Consider the following 17,927-nt stretch of genomic DNA (forward strand, 5'->3'; position numbering starts at 1 on the left):
CACCGCTGTGTAATCCCACACCTGTGGCACGAATCACATTTTTCAATGTTCGCTGCTTAATCAAGGTGCTCTACCCCCTTCTAGTTTAATCATCCGACAATAATATCATAGGCTTATATTACATAACCATCTTCGTTAGTCGGCTTGTCTGCGTAAAAAGGCTGGAATGTCTAAATAATCCATGTTGACATCACCATTTGCCACTTGTTTATGTTCACTATTCCGACCATTACGTAAAACAGTTGGTTCGTCATAGTCGATATCAATTGGCTTTTTGACAATTTCAATTTGCGGAGCAACAGAAGTTTCTACTGGTTTTACTACCGCAGATCTTGCTGCGCCCAAGCCAGTTGCAACAACAGTTACACGTAATTCGTCCGTCATATCTGGATCAATTACAGTACCCACCACCACTGTGGCGTCTTCTGAAGCAAATTCTTTAATGGTATTACCCACTTCTTCAAATTCACCTATGCTCATATCCAGGCCTGCTGTGATATTAACCAACACACCACGAGCGCCTGCCAAATCGACATCTTCCAATAATGGGCTTGATACTGCCAATCTAGCGGCTTCAGCGGCACGATTTTCACCAGAAGCACGGCCTGTTCCCATCATCGCCATACCCATTTCTGACATAACAGTTCTGACGTCAGCAAAGTCGACATTGATCATACCTTCACGTGTAATCAGTTCTGCAATACCCTGAACAGCACCCAGCAATACATCATTAGCTGATTTAAAGGCATTAAGCAGGCTCATTTCCTTGCCTAACACTTTCAGTAATTTTTCATTTGGAATGGTAATTAATGAATCGACATGTTGACCCAGCTCTTCGATCCCAGCCGCTGCCACTTTCAGTCTTTTAGCACCTTCAAACGGGAAAGGCTTTGTCACCACTGCAACTGTCAAAATGCCCATTTCTTTGGCAACTTGAGCAACGACAGGTGCTGCACCAGTACCAGTACCACCACCCATGCCAGCTGTGATGAAGACCATATCCGCACCACGGATTACATCCATAATACGTTCACGATCTTCTAATGCTGCCTGACGGCCAACATCCGGGTTAGCTCCGGCGCCAAGACCTTTAGTAATGTCGGTACCTAATTGAAGATGCGTTGTCGCATTACTTTTACGTAAGGCCTGGGCATCAGTATTGGCACAGATAAAATCAACGCCTTCGATTTTACTGGCCACCATGTGTTCCAAAGCGTTACCGCCACCACCGCCAACGCCGATGACTTTAATAACCGCATTTGCCGTATATGTATCAATCAATTCAAATGTCATGATTTTCTCCCCTCTTTCATTAACAAACTTAACTTGCTCAGAAATTGCCCTGAAACCAACTTTTCATTCTGGCAAGCATTCCTTTAAAACCATCCGAAATCACAGATTCACTGTGTCCGGTACTCACTTGTTCATTTCCAAACAGTAATAAACCCACACCTGTGGCATGGATTGGATTACGCACTACATCAACTAAACCACCAACATGCTGAGGCACACCTAAACGTACCGGCAGATGAAAGACTTCTTCTGCCAGTTCGATAGCGCCTTCCATTTTCGAGCTACCGCCAGTCAATACCACACCAGCAGCTAACATTTCTTCAAAACCACTACGGCGTAATTCAGCCTGTACCAGCATCAATAATTCTTCATATCTTGGTTCCACCACTTCTGCCAGAGTCTGTCTGGCAAGCTGCCGTGGCGGTCTGTCGCCCACGCTTGGCACTTCAATGGTTTCATCTTCACGGGCCAATTGTGTTAAGGCACAGGCATATTTGATTTTGATTTCTTCGGCATATTGGGTTGGTGTTCTTAATGCCACTGCAATATCGTTGGTGACTTGATCACCAGCGATTGGAATCACCGCGGTATGACGAATTGCACCATCAATAAACACCGCAATATCTGTAGTACCGCCACCGATATCTACTAAACAGACGCCTAATTCTTTTTCATCCTGCTCTAGTACTGCATAGCTTGATGCCATCTGTTCCAGAATGATGCCATCTACTACCAGTCCACAACGTTCAATACATTTAGTGATGTTTTGAGCGGCACTGACAGCGCCAGTAATCAGATGCACTTTGGCTTCCAAACGAACGCCAGACATACCGATTGGCTCACGAATACCTTCCTGATTATCGATAATGTATTCTTGAGGCAGCACATGCAGTAATTGCTGATCGCCAGGGAAATGAACGGCACGGGCCGCATCCAACACCCGATCCAAATCACCTTGGGTTACTTCTTTATCGCGAATCGCTACCGTGCCATGAGAGTTCAGGCTGCGAATATGACTGCCTGCAATACCAGCAAATACTGAGTGAATTTGGCAGCCTGCCATTAATTCAGCTTCTTCGATTGCCCGTTGAATCGATTGAACAGTAGATTCAATATTAACAACGACGCCTTTTTTCATGCCTCGAGCAGGATGTGATCCGATACCGATGATTTCCAGCTTATTGTCGTTGGGACCGGCATCCAGAATCGGAGCCGCCACAATCGCCACCACTTTGGAGGTCCCGATATCCAATCCGACAATCAGTTCTCTTTCAATTCGTTTCGACATTACACAATTCCATTAAAAACAGGTTGCTTACCATCTTTCCAGACCACTGCGAGTCCATTGGTATAGCGCATATCTACGGTTTCGATTTGTTCTCGATAGATCGCGAGCGGGCCTTGGAAAACCCGAATAAATCTTGCTAAGCGTTGTTCACTGGCTGCCCGACCAAGTAGCAGCTGCATATCGTCTGTAAACTTAACCTGCCATGAACGACGCTCATCCATGGTCAGGCTTTTCACTCTTAACCCTAATGTTTCAACTGTCTGCTGGATCGCTACCATCTGTCTTGCCATCAGTTCACTGTTACCATCTGGTCCGAATAACTGAATAAGTCCTTCAGGCATTTTTCCGCCATCTGGATAAAACACTTGTCCACGCGTATTAACCAAACCGTTTTCATTCCAGCGAGCGATTGCCTGATGTTCGCTGACCATCAAATGCAAGGTATCCGGCCAGACACGTCTGACTTGAATCTGCGCCACCCATGGCAATGCTTCACCTGCCTGTCGAATTCCCACCACATTTACATCAAGGAAACTACCGGTGACATAAGGTGTTACCGCCTCGATCAATGCCTGTTTTTCGGTGTTAATCAATTCACCCTCAACGGTTACATGCTTAATCGGTAAGGTGTCGTTATTGTTCAAATACACTGCGCCAATAATTAATGTCAGCAGCACCAGCACAGTACTGATATTTCGCAGTCTTACATGCCAGTTAATCGGCTCACGTGGTTTTACCGCACGGGTGCGGGTTGCGCCAACAGTTGGGCGTTGTCTGATAGCCATCAGCGTTTGTGCTCCAGACTGCCTTGTAAAATTTGTCCGACTAGGTTTTCAAAACTGATTCCAGCCTGACGTGCAGCCATCGGCACCAGACTGTGATCGGTCATGCCTGGCACACTGTTGGCTTCCAGCAGATAAAACTGACCTTGCTGATCAGCCATAACATCGATACGTCCCCAGCCCTGCATATTGAGCGTATTAAATGCAGTGACCGCCAATTCCTGGCAACGCTTTTCATCTGCTTCTGCCAGGCCACAAGGGCAATGATATTCTGTTGAATTCGCCAGATATTTGGCTTCAAAATCGTAAAACTCTCTTGGCGTTTTTAAACGGATTACCGGCAAAGCCTCACCATTTAGAATGCTAATTGTGTATTCAGCACCGTTTACCCATTGTTCAGCAATAACTTCAGCGTCGTAATCAAAGGCCAGATCAATCGCCTGTTGCAGAGCTTCTGCAGTATTTACTTTGCTCATGCCAATACTTGAACCTTCGTTGACCGGCTTGATAACGATAGGCAAACCCAACTCATCCACTATCTGCTGGGTATTTGATTGACGTGTTAAACGAACATATTTGGGCGTTGGTAGTCCCTGGCTTTGCCAAATCTGTTTACTAAGGCGTTTATTCATTGATAACACTGCACCGGTGATACCGCTGCCGGTATAAGGGAGCTGCAGTGATTGCAATACACCCTGGATTTCACCATCTTCACCGCCACGACCATGCAGAATAATAAAGGCGCGATCAAAACTGCCTTGTGTTAAACGCTCACTGACTGATTTATCAACATCAATTTCTACGGCATCAATTCCAAGTGACTGCATTGCAGCCAGTACTGCACGACCACTTTTCAACGAAATCTCACGTTCTGCAGAGCGACCGCCCATTAACACTGCAACCCGACCAAAGTTTTGCGTATTAAAAGTTAAGTTACTCATGCATGTTCTCCGATAATATGAACTTCGGGCATCAGTCTCACCTGTGTTTCTGCTTCTACACGTTGTCTGACCAGATCGATAAGTGCCTCAATATCGGCCGCGCTGGCTGAACCATCATTGACGATAAAATTGGCATGTTTGTGTGACACGCTGGCCCCCCCGACTCGCAAGCCTTTCAGGCCACATTGTTCAATTAATCTTCCGGCAAAATCACCTTCTGGATTACGAAATACCGAACCGGCGCATGGCTGATTGGTTGGCTGGCTGTCATTACGTTTTTTCAGTAACTGTTTGATTAATGCTGTTTCAGCTTCAGCATCACCAACTGGTAATTCCAATGTGGCGGATACAAACCACTCAGTTTCAGGTAGCTCAACGTGTCGATAGCTGACTTTAAAATCACTGGCCGGACGTTTTTTCAATTCTCCGTGCCGAGTGACTGTGGTCGCTTCTTTAACCAGCTGCCAGGTTTCTGATCCATGGGCACCAGCGTTCATTGCCAAAGCACCACCTAATGTGCCTGGAATACCAGCCAGAAACGCCGCTCCACTCAAACCGTGTTTGGCTGATTGCTTAGCCACTTTGCTGCAGTAAACACCTACTTCGGCGGTAACTGTTTGACCATCTATATCTAAGGCCTGCATCGTGCCAGCCATACTGATGACTGTACCGGCAAAACCACCATCGCGAATTAACAAATTACTACCTAAACCCAGCCACAATAAAGGCTCATTTGCAGGTAACTGACGTAAAAAACTGGCCAGATCGTTTTTATCTTTTGGTTGATAAAAACGCTGGGCAATGCCACCAACACGCCATGATGTATGCTGTGAAAGAGGTTCATTGAGTTTCAATTCACCTTGTAATTCAGTAAACATCGCCACCATCAGCTCAGCCCTCCAAGTTGTTGATCCAACTCTTTGGCAATGGCACCAATATCACCGGCACCGAGCGTCAGCAGTAAATCCTGGTCTTGCAGTAAGCCAGGCAGTACTGAAAACAATGCTTGTTTATCTTCAGCAAACACCGGCTCAACCTGACCACGCAAGCGAATAGCGCGACATAGACTGCGGGCATCCGCTCCAGCAATTTTGTTTTCACCTGCCGGGTAGACTTCCAACACAATCAACACATCAACGGTTGACAGTACGCGGGCAAAATCTTCAAATAAATCCCGGGTCCGGGTATAGCGATGTGGCTGGAAGATAACGACTAAACGTCTATCCGGCCAACCTCCACGACTGGCAGCAATCGTGGCGGCAATTTCTGTGGGGTGATGTCCGTAATCATCAACCAACAACACTTGCCCGTTTGACGTTTGCTTTTCACCAAGCAGGTTAAAGCGTCGTCCAACACCATCAAATTTCAATAAAGCGCGTTGGCAGGCTGCAATATCAACCCCCAGGTTACGAGCGACAGCTAATCCCGCTGTAGCATTCAGTGCATTATGTAAACCCGGCATATTCAATCGGATCTGATACTGCACACCTGTTTGGGCTTCACTGACTGTAAATTCGCTTTGTCCTTGGTACTGCTTAAGATTACTGATTCGAAAATCAGCACGTTCAGCTTGACCATAAGTCGTAATTGGACGAGTCACTTCAGGCAGTATGCTTTCAACAACTTCATCATCAATACATAAGACGGCCAGACCGTAAAAGGGCAAGTGATGTAAAAATTCAATAAAAGTGGCTTTGAGCTTTTCAAAATCCCCTTCATAGGTCGCCATATGATCATCATCAATATTGGTGACGATAGCGATCATCGGTTGCAGATATAAAAACGACGCATCACTTTCATCCGCTTCGGCAACCAGATAACGGCCGGTACCTAATCGCGCATTGGAACCCGCACTGTTTAATCGGCCACCGATAACAAAAGTTGGATCCAACTCGCCTTCACTTAACAAGGCCGCCGTTAAGCTGGTAGTGGTGGTTTTACCATGAGTTCCAGCGACAGCAATTCCATAACTGAAACGCATTAATTCCGCTAACATTTCAGCACGAGGAACCACTGGAATACGCTGCTCACGGGCAGCAACCACTTCGACATTGTCAGCGCTTACTGCGGTGGTAACGACCACTACATCAGCACCTTTTAAATATTCGGCATCATGACCAATCATGATGTTGGCACCCAGTTGACGCAGATGCTGAATCAAACTGTTTTCATGAATATCCGATCCACTGACTTGATATCCCAGATTCAGTAATACTTCGGCAATGCCGCCCATTCCCACCCCACCAATACCGATGAAATGGATATGTTTGACGCGACTTTGCATTGCTGAGGTTAATTTAGCCATGTGCAAACTCCAGACAGATATCTGCTATCTGAGCTGCTGTTCCGGGTTTGGCGAGTGCTCTTGCTTGAATTGCCATGTTTTCTAATTGTTTTCGATTTTCAAATAGTGACTTTAACGTTGCTGCCAGACCTTCTGCATTTAATGATGAATCCTGAATAAGCAGTGCTGCTCCAGCCTCTTTTAATGCCTGGGCATTGTGCGTTTGATGATCATCAACAGCAAAAGGATAGGGAACGAAAATCGCTGCAACTCCTGCCGCAGTAACTTCAGCAACAGTTAATGCTCCAGCCCGGCAAATCACTAAATCTGCTTCAGCGTATGCATCTGCCATATCTTCAATAAATTGAGTAACTGTGCCGGTTACTCCGGCTTGTTGATAGGCTTGCTGGCAATCCGCCAAATGTTTTTCACCACATTGATGAATAACTTCGAACTGATGTTCTGTTTTGAGTAAAGCCAACGCCTGTGGCACGACCTGATTCAAACTTTTAGCCCCAAGGCTTCCACCTAAAACCAAAAGTTTGAATGGCAACAAAGTTCTTGCGATGTAACGATCCTGAGGTTCTGGTAAGTTTTCGATTTGTGTTCTTACTGGATTACCAACCCATTTGGTTTTTGCTGATTGGCTAAAACTGTTTTCAAAACCTTGTAAAACCTGGCTGGCAATTTTCGCCAGCAATCGATTGGTTAAACCGGCAATGGCGTTTTGTTCGTGAATTAATAATGGTTTTCCTGACAACCACGCCGCCAAACCACCTGGGCCTGAAGCAAAACCACCTAATCCAATCACCACATCTGGTTGGAATCGTTTAATTACTTTTCTTGACTCGAGTACAGCTCGCAGTATTCTAAATGGCGCGACCAGCCAGCCCAGCAAACCGTTACCACGTAAGCCTTTAATCGGAATCAAATTTAACTTGAATGCCGCAGCCGGTACCAATCGTGATTCAATGCCACGTTCCGTACCAATCCACTCAATATCTACTGAACGTGAGCGCAATTCTTCAGCTACCGCCAAAGCGGGAAATACATGTCCACCCGTTCCACCAGCCATAATCAATACGCGAGTCATCGTTTGACCCTCGCTGACGTTTTTTCAGGCTGGCGCGTTTCCAAATCAACACGCAATAACAAACCAATCGCCACACAGACGATCACCAGACTACTGCCGCCATAACTCATCAAGGGCAGTGTTAACCCTTTGGTTGGTAATACGCCCATGTTAACGCCGATATTGACGCAGGCCTGCAGACCCAGCCACACCGACACTCCGTAAGCAATCTGGGCACCAAATAATTGTCCAGCTTCTTCAGCTGCACGTCCGATAGCCAAAGCACGCCATATCATCACCAGAAACAGGGCTATTACCGTCATGGCGCCGATTAAGCCCAATTCTTCTGCCAGAATGGAAAACAAAAAGTCAGTGTGCGCTTCAGGTAAATAAAACAGCTTTTGCATACTGCTGCCCAAACCCACGCCAAACCAATCTCCACGCCCGAAGGCAATCAGTGCCTGTGTTAACTGAAAACCACTGCCAAACGGATCAGCCCATGGATCCATAAAGCTTTGCAGACGTTGCAAACGATAAGGTGCGATCCACACCATCATGGCAAACAGTCCTGCAAGAATCCCGATTAAGCCAATGAATACATCCAGTCTGGCGCCACCGAGAAACATCATGACTAACACTGTCGATAAGATAACTACAATTGAGCCCATATCTGGCTGCATTAATAATAACGCGGCCGCTACGCTAAGCAGTATTAACGGCGAAAGCACTTTTAATAATGAAGTATTCAGTTGTCCATGATGACGCTGCAGATAATCAGCAACATAAATTATCGCGAATAACTTGATTAATTCAGCCACTTGCAGATTAACTGGTCCTAGCGGTAACCAACGAGAGCTACCATTCACTTCGCGGCCAACGCCTGGTATCAGTACTAATACCAGTAATCCCACGCCAACCATTAACAACATCGGTGCCATTTGTTGCCAATGTGATAGTCGTATAGAAATCACACACCACGCAAAAAACAATCCCATCAGAGCAAAAGCTGCCTGACGGATAAAGAAATACAGTGGTTGACCCGTTTTATTTTCAGCGATGGTGATTGACGCTGAACAAACCATTATTAAGCCAATTAATAACAAGGCTAATGTTGCCATTAATAGCTTGGAGTCAAAGTTGGCGCTTACACGGCTCATGCCGTTAGCTCCCTTACCGCTTGTTCAAACTGCTCTCCACGATCGACGTAATTAGTAAACTGATCAAAACTCGCACAGGCTGGTGATAATAAAACCTGTTGTGCATTCTCAGCGGATTGAGCTGCCAGATGCACAGCGGCTTTGATATCTCCAGCAAAATGTACTTTCACTGATTTCGGTACATGCCGGGCAATTTCTTCAGCAGACTGGCCTATCAATACCACCGTACTGACATAATCTTTCAAAGTGCTGGCCAGGGGTTCGAAATTCTGGCCTTTACCCACACCGCCTGCGATTAAAACCAGTTTTCCGTTATCGGCCAAACCTTCAATGGCAGCAATGCTCGCCCCAACATTGGTCGCTTTGGAATCGTTATACCAGCGCACTCCGTTGAGCTCACGAACAAACCGGCAGCGATGCGGTAATCCTTTGAATTCTCTTAATGCCTGCAACATGGCATCCATCGGCAATCCCATTACGGAGCCAAGTGCCAGAGCAGCTAATGCATTTGCCACATTATGTTTGCCGGCGATTTTCATGTCGCTAACCAACATTAATGGAGCGTCACCTTCAGCCAGCCAGAGATGTCCACGCTGACTCAATACGCCAAATTCATAACCTTGTGATTCATGCAGGCTGAAGCCGAGCTGATTACGGCCCGCAATTGCCATTGACGAAACAATCGGATCATCCCGATTAATCACCATGACACCATTACCTTGATAAACCTTTTGTTTAGCCCGTTGGTAATCTTCCACCGAATCATAGCGGTCCAGATGATCTGGACTGACATTCAGGATAACTGAGGCAAAAGCGTTCATTGACTGCACTGTTTCCATCTGGAAACTGGAGAGTTCAAGTACATAAAAATCAGGAGCCGGATCCGTCAGCAAGTCCAACGCAGGTGTACCGAGATTGCCACCAACGGCGACTTTTTTACCGGCCATATGTGCCATCAAGCCTACCAACGTAGTGACAGTGCTTTTACCGTTTGAACCGGTTATCGCGATGATTGGAGCATTGGCATGACGGGCAAACAACTCAATATCACCAACAATTTCAATTCCAGCGGCAGCAGCTTGACGAATTTGCGGTAAACGTGGATCGACGCCTGGGCTCAACACAATGCTATCAGCCCGCATCAGCCAGTCGACCGGGATACTGCCGGTTTTTACCACCACTTCTGGATAATCTTTTTGTAAGGCATTCAAACATGCTGGCTTATCGTTACTGTCAATAACCGCTACAGCGTTACCCTGCTGGACTAAAAACCGTGCGCAGGACAATCCGGTCTGACCTAAACCAATGATCAGGCTGTATTGCGAACTATGATGATTTAATTCTGCTGTCATCGTATTTTCAACGTTGCTAGTCCGACCAGCACCAGGAACACGGTGATGATCCAAAATCGAACAATTATGCGTGGCTCAGGCCAACCTTTTAATTCATAGTGATGGTGTATCGGGGCCATCAAAAACACGCGTTTACCACGTAATTTGTACGAAGCCACCTGAATCATTACCGACAGGGTTTCAATTACAAACACCCCGCCCATAATCAGTAAAACCAATTCCTGACGCACCAATACCGCTACTGTTCCCAGCGCTGCACCTAATGCTAGAGCGCCGACATCGCCCATAAAGACCTGGGCTGGATAGGTGTTGAACCAGAGAAAGCCCAACCCTGCTCCAACCATTGCCGCGCAGAATACGGTTAATTCACCAGCACCCGGGATATGTGGAATTTGTAAGTAACGGGCAAACTCAAAGTGACCGGCGACATAACTGAATAATCCTAATGCAGCGGCAACCATTACAGTTGGCATAATGGCTAAACCATCCAGTCCATCTGTCAGATTCACGGCATTACTGCTGCCCACAATAACCAGATAGACCACCAGCAAATACCAGGCACCTAAAGGGATGACGATTTCTTTAAAAAATGGCACGATTAACTGCGTTTCAGCCGGTGTCTGGGTGGTCATATATAAAAATATTGCCGCGCCCAAACCCACAACGGATTGCCAGAAATATTTATAGCGACTCAACAAGCCTTTTGGATCTTGTCTGACCAGCTTGATGTAATCATCAACAAAACCAATCAATCCAAACAGCAAGGTAACCAGCAATACCACCCACACATAGCGATTGGCCAGATCGGCCCAAAGCAATGTGCTGACAGCAATGGCAACCAGAATTAGCGAACCACCCATAGTCGGTGTTCCAGTTTTGCTGAAATGGGATTCCGGTCCATCATTTCTAACCACTTGACCAATCTGTCTGAAACTTAAATGACGAATCATCGTTGGGCCAACAATCAATGCGATCCCTAACGCCGTCATTACGCCTAATATCGCCCGTAATGTCAGGTATTGGAAAACATTAAAGCCAGTGTGATATTGGCTTAAATATTCGCTGAGCATTAGCAGCATCAGGCTTCTCCTCCAACAGCCAGCACATCCGCCAGCTGATCCAGCTTCATAAAGCGAGAGCCTTTAATCAAACAAGCCACATCACTGGTCAATGTTTGCTTTAATTCGGCTTCCAGTACTGTTCTATCGTTGAAGTGACGGGCATTTTCGCCAAATTCTGTGGCAGCCAACTCGCTTTGCTGGCCAACTGTGAACAGTTGTTTAATTCCTGCAGCCTTGGCATCACGACCTAGTTGCTGATGTATTGAGGCACTATCAGGACCCAACTCACCGAAATCACCTAAAACCAACCAATGCTCACCTGGAAACTGCATCAAGGTTTGTAAAGCCTGACGGAATGAACCGGGATTAGCGTTATAGGTGTCATCGATGATTAAGGCATTATTCACAGCCTGACGCAGTTGCAACCTATGCGGAACCGTTTCAATAGCCGACAATCCTTTCACTATCGCTTCTGGATCGATCTTCAGAGCAGAGCAAATCGCAATAGCAGCTAATGCATTACTGACGTTATGAACACCGGGCAATGGAAGCGTGATGAAATGACACACGCCATCCAGCCGAACCATAAAATGACTGCCGGTAATCGACCGTTGTAAATCCAAGGGTGCAATATCAGCAGGCTGTTGCATGCCAAAACTTATATGATGACGTGCTCCCAGAATATGCTCCCACAACTCGCCATAAGGCATATCCGCATTGATAACACCAACACCATCAGCTTTCAGACCTGCAAAAATTTCGCCTTTAGCTTCTGCAACACCTTGTAATGATCCAAATCCTTCGAGATGGGCCTCGCCAACATTATTTATCGCAGCAACATCTGGCTCAGCCATAGCGACCAAATTGGCAATTTCACCGGCATGGTTGGCACCCATTTCAATCACGGCAAAATCATAACTGTCATCAAGCCTTGTCAGAGTCAGTGGCACACCCAACTCATTATTTAGATTACCTTTAGTTGCCAACACATTGCCTGCTTGTGACAAGATGGAAGCAATCATTTCCTTGAGTGTTGTTTTACCGTTGCTACCAGTTACCGCCACGACTTTTGCTCGGCTTTTCTGCCGCCATAGTCTGGCGATTTGTCCATAAGCGCGAGTAACATTATCGACCACAATCTGTGGTAACTCGCTGGCAATATAACGATTCACCAAGGCGCCACAGGCACCCGCCTGGAGTGCTTGTTCAATAAACTCGTGGCCATCACTATTAGCGCCTGTCAATGCGATAAACAAATCCCCGCTTTCAATTTGGCGGCTATCAATCTTACTGCCAGTCATCACGGCATCTTTGCCATGCAACTCTGCATTCAGCAGCTCAGCAATTTCGGCCAAAAATATATTCGTCATAAAGTAGCCCTTGTTACTGAATGGCGTTTCTGTACGGCTTTCATAGCAATCTCATAATCATTAAATGGTTTTTTTACGCCAGCGATTTCCTGATAATGCTCATGGCCTTTACCGGCTATTAACACCATATCTTCCAGCGCTGCGTCGTTGACGGCATATTCAATCGCCCGTTGTCTGTCGGCTTCAATATGAATGTCTGTATTAGCCTCGATACCCGCCAGAATTTGTTCAATAATGTTGGCACTGTTTTCGCTGCGCGGATTGTCATCGGTCAGTACCACTTTATCTGCCATTTCGCTGGCAATTTGTCCCATCAATGGGCGTTTGCCGTTATCGCGATCACCGCCACAACCGAATACACACCACAATCTGGAATTTGCATCTATATGCTGACGCATGCTTTGTAATGCCTTGGCCAGTGCATCTGGGGTATGGGCAAAATCGATCACTACCGCGGGTTGCAAATCGCTTGCTAACAATTGCATTCGGCCATTGACACTGGTTAATTGATTCAGACCTTGAGCAATCTCATCGGTTGACCAGTCAAGTAATAAAAGCACTGCAGCTGTCGCCAGCATATTTTCAACATTAAATTTGCCAAGTAATCGGCTTTTAATTGTTAACAACTGCTGACCAATCTTTAGATCAAATTGCAAACCAGAACTGGCAGTTCGAATATCAGCGGCAAAAAGATCAACCTGAGAATTTTTAGAGCTATATCTGACAGCGTTAGTTTGTTTCTCAGCCAGTAATGGAATTAATGACTGGCCGAACAGATCATCGGCATTCACTACCGCTGCTTGCAATGAATCAAAATCAAATAACCGTTGTTTTGCCGCAGCGTAGTCCGCCATGCTCTGATGATAATCAAGATGATCACGGCTTAAATTAGTCAGCACGGCATAGTTAATATCAACAAAATTCAATCTGCCCTGCTCTAATGCATGAGACGACGCTTCCAGCGCCACGTATTGAATTCCGCTATCACGTAATTCTGCCAATATTGCTTGCAATCGCACGGGATCGGGGGTGGTCATGCCGTTATATTGCATGTCGTTTAATCGACCGCTTCCCAGCGTGCCGATTACCCCACAAGCATGACCAGCATTTTCCAGAGCCTGAGCGATAAATTGTGTAACCGAGGTTTTACCATTGGTGCCTGTGACTGCAATAATTGTCATCACAGCTGATGGATACTGATAAAAAGCGGCAGCCAGACGCGAGGTTTTGTCTTTAAGATTAGTAACAGCCACCAATTCAATCTGGGCATCTGCCAGCAGTAGCACTAACTCTGGCTCTATTGGTGATTCAGCTGAATAGCAGACTGCAGCAACATTGGCTGCAATGGCTTGTTTGATATGTTGTGCCCGTACATGGGGATTAGCTGCTAAGGCAATAAACATATCACCCGGTTTAAGCTGCCGACTATCCAGACTCATACCTGTTATTAAAGATGTTGAGTTGGTATCGCTTTCAACCAGTTGCATTAAATCAATCAGGCGCATTTGATAGTTCATTGATGTGCCACCTGTAACTGCGTTTGTGGCAATGCATCCGGCGCGATATTCAGCAAACGCATCGCGCCGACCATTACATCAGCAAATACGGGAGCCGCTACTGCGCCACCGTAATATTCTTCACCAGTCGGATTATCAATGACGACCACCATGGCTAGTCGTGGATTACTGGCCGGGATCAAGCCGGCAAATAACGAAAGATATTCGCTTTCGGTATAACCACCCGCCATGGCTTTTTTTACGGTACCGGTTTTAGCGGCAACACTGTAATTTGGCACTGCTGCACGTTGGGCCGTACCACCTGGCAATACCACCAGCTCCATCATGCCGCGAACCGTTTCCATTAAATCTTTGGAAAAGACTCGACGACCTTTCGGTGTTTTATCCTGTTTGATAAAGGTGACATCGCGCATGATGCCGCCATTACCGATAATGGTATAGGCTCTTGCAAGCTGTAATGTATTGGTCGCCAAGCCATAACCATAGGCTAAAGTGGCACGATCCAGAGTTCGCCATGAACGTGGATCGGGTAAACGTCCCATCGCTTCGCCCGGGAAATAGGCACCACTGTCGACGCCCATGCCAAAACTGGCAAAATCTTCCCACAGCTGCATCGGCTCTATTTCCAATGCAATTTTGCTGGCAGCCACGTTGCTGGATTTCTGAATAGATGTGGCCAAGTCAATAACACCATAATCACGAAAATCACGAATATTGTGGCCACTGACCCGCATAGTGCCGGGGTGGGTATTAATCATGGTGGTAAGATCAAACTTGCCTGATTTCAATCCACTGACCACAGTAAACGGTTTAACCGTTGAACCGGGCTCAAATAAATCGGTAACAGCTCTATTGCGTAAGTCAGTTGAACTCACGCCATAACGATTATTCGGATTAAACGCAGGCTGGTTGACCATTGCCAGTACTTCACCAGTCTGCACATCTAGAATAACGGCAGAACCAGATTGCGCGCCATGCTTTTCAACTGCATTTTTAAGTGCGTTGTAGCTTAGATACTGCAAGCGAAGGTCGATGCTCAGCTGAATATTTTCGCCAGCTTTTGCCGCACGAATCGGATCACCACCACCAACAAAATTACCTTTACTGTCACGTACCATGCGGCGTAGCCCAGGCACACCAGTCAATAGGGGCTCATAAGTTAATTCGAGACCTTCCTGACCAATATCGTCAACATTGGTAAATCCCACGACGTGGGCAGTGACTTCCCCTGTTGGGTAATATCGCTTGTATTCCCGTTGCAGTGCCACACCACCAATGTTTAACTGCTTTACCTGCTCTGAGATTTCTGGGGTTACCCGACGTTTTAAATAAAGAAATTCACGGTTGGGATTTTGATAAATCCGTTCACGAATATTTCTAGCGTCAATCTCCAGAATTGATGCTAATTTGGTTAATTGTGGATGTTCTGGATCAGTTGCCTGAGGATTCAACCAGACAGAATGAACTGGCGTGCTAATGGCCAACGGTTCACCATGACGATCCAAAATCATGCCGCGATGGGCAACGATAGGCACATTTCGTAAATGACGTGCATCGCCTTGATTACGTAAAAAATCAGGGTTTAATACCTGAATATCCACTAAGCGCCACAACAAGCCCAGACCAATCAGAATAAACGACAGTCTGACCAGATTCAGCCTCCAGCTGCCTGTTTGCTGATAACCACTTTGCCGACGACGACTCATGGTTTGACCACCACGGTTTGTGCATTGCTAGGCACTTGCATATTCAAACGGGTACGCGACTGTAGCTCGACCCGGGCAGGACTTGCCCAAGTGCTTTGCTCAAGTAATAACTTGCCCCACTCTTCATTCAATTGATCACGTCGATTATCCAACTGCTGTAATGCCACAAACTCACTGCGCCCGGCATGTTTGGTATACACCACGGCAACAGAAGAAATCAGCACCAACAACGTCATAATCAACACTGGGAAATCAATACGTACATGCTCAAAAAAAGTTGGCCAACTCATGCCAGTTTCTCCGCCACACGTAATACCGCGCTACGCGCACGGACATTGACCGCTAATTCAGCATCATCTGCTTTAACGGCTTTACCAATAATTCGCAGGCGCGGATTTAACTGATCGGCTGTGATCGGAAAATGGGCTGGTAAATCATCCCCTTTGGCCTGATCTCTGAAAAAACGTTTAACAATGCGATCTTCAAGTGAATGAAAACTGATAACCACTAATCTGCCGCCTACAGCCAGTACTTCCAAAGCTTGTTCCAGAGCGCTGGTTAACTCTTCCAACTCACTGTTGATAAAGATACGGATGGCCTGGAAAGTCCGGGTGGCAGGATGTTTGAACTTATCCCGCGTAGGGCTGGCTTTATCCACCAAATCTGCCAGTTGTTTAGTCGTAGTAATCGGGGTGTGTTCGCGGGTTTCCACAATAGCGGAGGCAATACGTTTACCGTAGCGCTCTTCACCTAATGTTTTAATTACCGTGGCAATTTCATTCATCTCAGCACTGGCGAGCCATTGTGCCGCACTCATACCCGAAGTCGGATCCATACGCATATCTAACGGGCCGTCATGCTGAAAACTAAAACCACGCTCAGCTTCATCCAATTGCGGTGAAGAGACACCAATATCCATCAAAATACCATTTACTTTGCCCTGCCAAAGTCGCGAATGAATAACCGTCGACAACTCTGAGAACGCACAATGTTCAATGGCAAAACGTGGATCAGCCGCTGCAAGCGCCTGGCCCACAGCCACCGCAGCAGGATCCCGATCCAAACCTAATAAACGACCTTTTTCGGAAAGTTGTTCTAGCATCGCGCGAGAATGTCCGCCGCGACCGAAAGTCGCGTCCACATAAATACCTTCAGGCTGAATAAACAGCGCTTCGACGGTCTCTTTCAGTAGGACCGGTTGATGTGTTGGGAGTTGGTTTATCATAACTCCGCCCTATATCGACAGCGTTTCGAGTTCAGCTGGCAGTATTGCGTCAAAGTCTTCTTGCAGGCATTCGTCCATCAAGGCGTTCCAGGTTTGCTCATCCCACAGTTCAAACTTATTCCCCTGACCAATCATCACGATATCTTTATCTAACCCTGCAAATTCACGTAATTTGGCTGGCAATAAAATCCGACCATTGCTATCCATTTCACATTCGGTGGCATAGCCCAACAGCATGCGTTTTAAACGACGAACCTGAGGATTCAAACTTGGTAATGCGGCTAATTTTTGCTCGACAGCTTCCCATTCTGGTAATGGATAAAGCTGTAAACAGTGATCTGAATGATCGATGGTAATCACTAATCGGCCCTCGCAGCAGACATCAAGATGCTTACGGAACTTGGCTGGAATGGCCATCCGTCCTTTTGCATCCAGATTGAAAGTTGCTACGCCTCGAAACACTGTTCGTCCTCAAATTGAAGGATCCACAAAGATCCACTTTTCCCCACTTTCCGACACTATAGGAGCGCAACATAACGAAGTCAAGCACGAAAATTAAGAAAATCCTCTTTTTACGACAAGGACTTAGCGCATTTTCATAAAAGTGGGGGAAATGTGGATCAAGGTAAAAATGAGGACTTATTTCTTATCAAAAAACTGGCATCGGAAGTTAAAGTAGATTCTAGAATAATGGCAGGAAATGTCTGGCTGAAAAAAATTTTAGATGGGTAAAAACAGAAAAAAGTTTGAGATGGCCGATAAGCCGGGTTCTGTCGTGGACAATCATTCATCTGGGACAGATGTCACCATCTGCCTCAAGCAACCTACCCGGGAACCATGCGGGCCGCATGTCATGCCGAAGCATTTGTTCCTCTATTT

The 17,927-nt window shown here is 46.3% G+C and carries 16 protein-coding genes; all 16 read right to left on the reverse strand.

What is annotated here, in order from left to right:
• Positions 1 to 135 precede the first annotated feature (135 nt).
• The 16 genes from ftsZ to mraZ are packed head-to-tail and all read right to left on the reverse strand — an operon-like array spanning position 136 to position 17,510.
• Complete coding sequence (gene ftsZ, locus Q7V21_RS16390) at positions 136 to 1,293, reverse strand: cell division protein FtsZ (protein WP_304918306.1); 1,158 nt, start codon at positions 1,291 to 1,293, stop codon at positions 136 to 138.
• Between the two features lie 37 nt (positions 1,294 to 1,330).
• Positions 1,331 to 2,581: a cell division protein FtsA gene (gene ftsA / locus Q7V21_RS16395; RefSeq protein WP_304918307.1), complete on the reverse strand. Its 1,251-nt coding sequence runs from the start codon at positions 2,579 to 2,581 to the stop codon at positions 1,331 to 1,333.
• On the reverse strand, positions 2,581 to 3,366 hold the full coding sequence (locus Q7V21_RS16400) for a cell division protein FtsQ/DivIB (protein ID WP_304918308.1): 786 nt from the start codon (positions 3,364 to 3,366) through the stop codon (positions 2,581 to 2,583). Before Q7V21_RS16400 ends, ftsA begins: the two co-directional genes overlap by 1 nt.
• Complete coding sequence (locus Q7V21_RS16405) at positions 3,366 to 4,304, reverse strand: D-alanine--D-alanine ligase (protein ID WP_304918309.1); 939 nt, start codon at positions 4,302 to 4,304, stop codon at positions 3,366 to 3,368. Before Q7V21_RS16405 ends, Q7V21_RS16400 begins: the two co-directional genes overlap by 1 nt.
• Entirely contained in the window at positions 4,301 to 5,191 is an 891-nt protein-coding gene (murB, locus tag Q7V21_RS16410; protein WP_304918310.1) for a UDP-N-acetylmuramate dehydrogenase, read from the reverse strand. The genes Q7V21_RS16405 and murB overlap by 4 nt, the downstream gene beginning before the upstream one ends.
• Positions 5,191 to 6,609 (reverse strand): UDP-N-acetylmuramate--L-alanine ligase, encoded by a 1,419-nt coding sequence (murC, locus tag Q7V21_RS16415; protein ID WP_304918311.1) that lies wholly within the window; start codon positions 6,607 to 6,609, stop codon positions 5,191 to 5,193. Before murC ends, murB begins: the two co-directional genes overlap by 1 nt.
• Positions 6,602 to 7,681: an undecaprenyldiphospho-muramoylpentapeptide beta-N-acetylglucosaminyltransferase gene (murG, locus tag Q7V21_RS16420; RefSeq protein ID WP_304918312.1), complete on the reverse strand. Its 1,080-nt coding sequence runs from the start codon at positions 7,679 to 7,681 to the stop codon at positions 6,602 to 6,604. The genes murC and murG overlap by 8 nt, the downstream gene beginning before the upstream one ends.
• Positions 7,678 to 8,817: a putative lipid II flippase FtsW gene (ftsW, locus tag Q7V21_RS16425; protein WP_304918313.1), complete on the reverse strand. Its 1,140-nt coding sequence runs from the start codon at positions 8,815 to 8,817 to the stop codon at positions 7,678 to 7,680. The genes murG and ftsW overlap by 4 nt, the downstream gene beginning before the upstream one ends.
• Positions 8,814 to 10,169 carry a UDP-N-acetylmuramoyl-L-alanine--D-glutamate ligase gene (murD, locus tag Q7V21_RS16430; RefSeq protein WP_304918314.1) on the reverse strand — a complete coding sequence of 452 codons (1,356 nt, stop codon included), beginning with the start codon at positions 10,167 to 10,169 and terminating at the stop codon, positions 8,814 to 8,816. Before murD ends, ftsW begins: the two co-directional genes overlap by 4 nt.
• Positions 10,166 to 11,248 carry a phospho-N-acetylmuramoyl-pentapeptide-transferase gene (gene mraY / locus Q7V21_RS16435; protein ID WP_304918315.1) on the reverse strand — a complete coding sequence of 361 codons (1,083 nt, stop codon included), beginning with the start codon at positions 11,246 to 11,248 and terminating at the stop codon, positions 10,166 to 10,168. Before mraY ends, murD begins: the two co-directional genes overlap by 4 nt.
• A complete protein-coding gene (gene murF / locus Q7V21_RS16440) occupies positions 11,248 to 12,600 on the reverse strand; it encodes a UDP-N-acetylmuramoyl-tripeptide--D-alanyl-D-alanine ligase (RefSeq protein ID WP_304918316.1) in 1,353 nt (450 codons plus the stop codon). The genes mraY and murF overlap by 1 nt, the downstream gene beginning before the upstream one ends.
• Positions 12,597 to 14,117, reverse strand: a complete 1,521-nt coding sequence (locus Q7V21_RS16445) for a UDP-N-acetylmuramoyl-L-alanyl-D-glutamate--2,6-diaminopimelate ligase (protein WP_304918317.1) — start codon at positions 14,115 to 14,117, stop codon at positions 12,597 to 12,599. The genes murF and Q7V21_RS16445 overlap by 4 nt, the downstream gene beginning before the upstream one ends.
• Positions 14,114 to 15,823 (reverse strand): penicillin-binding protein 2, encoded by a 1,710-nt coding sequence (locus Q7V21_RS16450; protein ID WP_304918318.1) that lies wholly within the window; start codon positions 15,821 to 15,823, stop codon positions 14,114 to 14,116. Before Q7V21_RS16450 ends, Q7V21_RS16445 begins: the two co-directional genes overlap by 4 nt.
• Entirely contained in the window at positions 15,820 to 16,113 is a 294-nt protein-coding gene (ftsL, locus tag Q7V21_RS16455) for a cell division protein FtsL (protein ID WP_304918319.1), read from the reverse strand. Before ftsL ends, Q7V21_RS16450 begins: the two co-directional genes overlap by 4 nt.
• Positions 16,110 to 17,048, reverse strand: coding sequence for a 16S rRNA (cytosine(1402)-N(4))-methyltransferase RsmH (rsmH, locus tag Q7V21_RS16460; RefSeq protein ID WP_304918320.1), 939 nt, complete (start codon positions 17,046 to 17,048; stop codon positions 16,110 to 16,112). The genes ftsL and rsmH overlap by 4 nt, the downstream gene beginning before the upstream one ends.
• Positions 17,049 to 17,057: 9 nt before the next feature.
• Positions 17,058 to 17,510: a division/cell wall cluster transcriptional repressor MraZ gene (gene mraZ, locus Q7V21_RS16465; protein WP_304918321.1), complete on the reverse strand. Its 453-nt coding sequence runs from the start codon at positions 17,508 to 17,510 to the stop codon at positions 17,058 to 17,060.
• Positions 17,511 to 17,927: the final 417 nt, after the last annotated feature.

The organism is Methylophaga sp. (assembly GCF_030651745.1).

Bases quoted from the DNA above. Each gene is read 5' to 3' on its own strand.
- ftsZ (WP_304918306.1), bottom strand. From the start codon at position 1,293: ATGACATTTGAATTGATTGATACATATACGGCAAATGCGGTTATTAAA.
- ftsA (WP_304918307.1), bottom strand. From the start codon at position 2,581: ATGTCGAAACGAATTGAAAGAGAACTGATTGTCGGATTGGATATCGGG.
- Q7V21_RS16400 (WP_304918308.1), bottom strand. From the start codon at position 3,366: ATGGCTATCAGACAACGCCCAACTGTTGGCGCAACCCGCACCCGTGCG.
- Q7V21_RS16405 (WP_304918309.1), bottom strand. From the start codon at position 4,304: ATGAGTAACTTAACTTTTAATACGCAAAACTTTGGTCGGGTTGCAGTG.
- murB (WP_304918310.1), bottom strand. From the start codon at position 5,191: ATGGTGGCGATGTTTACTGAATTACAAGGTGAATTGAAACTCAATGAA.
- murC (WP_304918311.1), bottom strand. From the start codon at position 6,609: ATGGCTAAATTAACCTCAGCAATGCAAAGTCGCGTCAAACATATCCAT.
- murG (WP_304918312.1), bottom strand. From the start codon at position 7,681: ATGACTCGCGTATTGATTATGGCTGGTGGAACGGGTGGACATGTATTT.
- ftsW (WP_304918313.1), bottom strand. From the start codon at position 8,817: ATGAGCCGTGTAAGCGCCAACTTTGACTCCAAGCTATTAATGGCAACA.
- murD (WP_304918314.1), bottom strand. From the start codon at position 10,169: ATGACAGCAGAATTAAATCATCATAGTTCGCAATACAGCCTGATCATT.
- mraY (WP_304918315.1), bottom strand. From the start codon at position 11,248: ATGCTGCTAATGCTCAGCGAATATTTAAGCCAATATCACACTGGCTTT.
- murF (WP_304918316.1), bottom strand. From the start codon at position 12,600: ATGACGAATATATTTTTGGCCGAAATTGCTGAGCTGCTGAATGCAGAG.
- Q7V21_RS16445 (WP_304918317.1), bottom strand. From the start codon at position 14,117: ATGAACTATCAAATGCGCCTGATTGATTTAATGCAACTGGTTGAAAGC.
- Q7V21_RS16450 (WP_304918318.1), bottom strand. From the start codon at position 15,823: ATGAGTCGTCGTCGGCAAAGTGGTTATCAGCAAACAGGCAGCTGGAGG.
- ftsL (WP_304918319.1), bottom strand. From the start codon at position 16,113: ATGAGTTGGCCAACTTTTTTTGAGCATGTACGTATTGATTTCCCAGTG.
- rsmH (WP_304918320.1), bottom strand. From the start codon at position 17,048: ATGATAAACCAACTCCCAACACATCAACCGGTCCTACTGAAAGAGACC.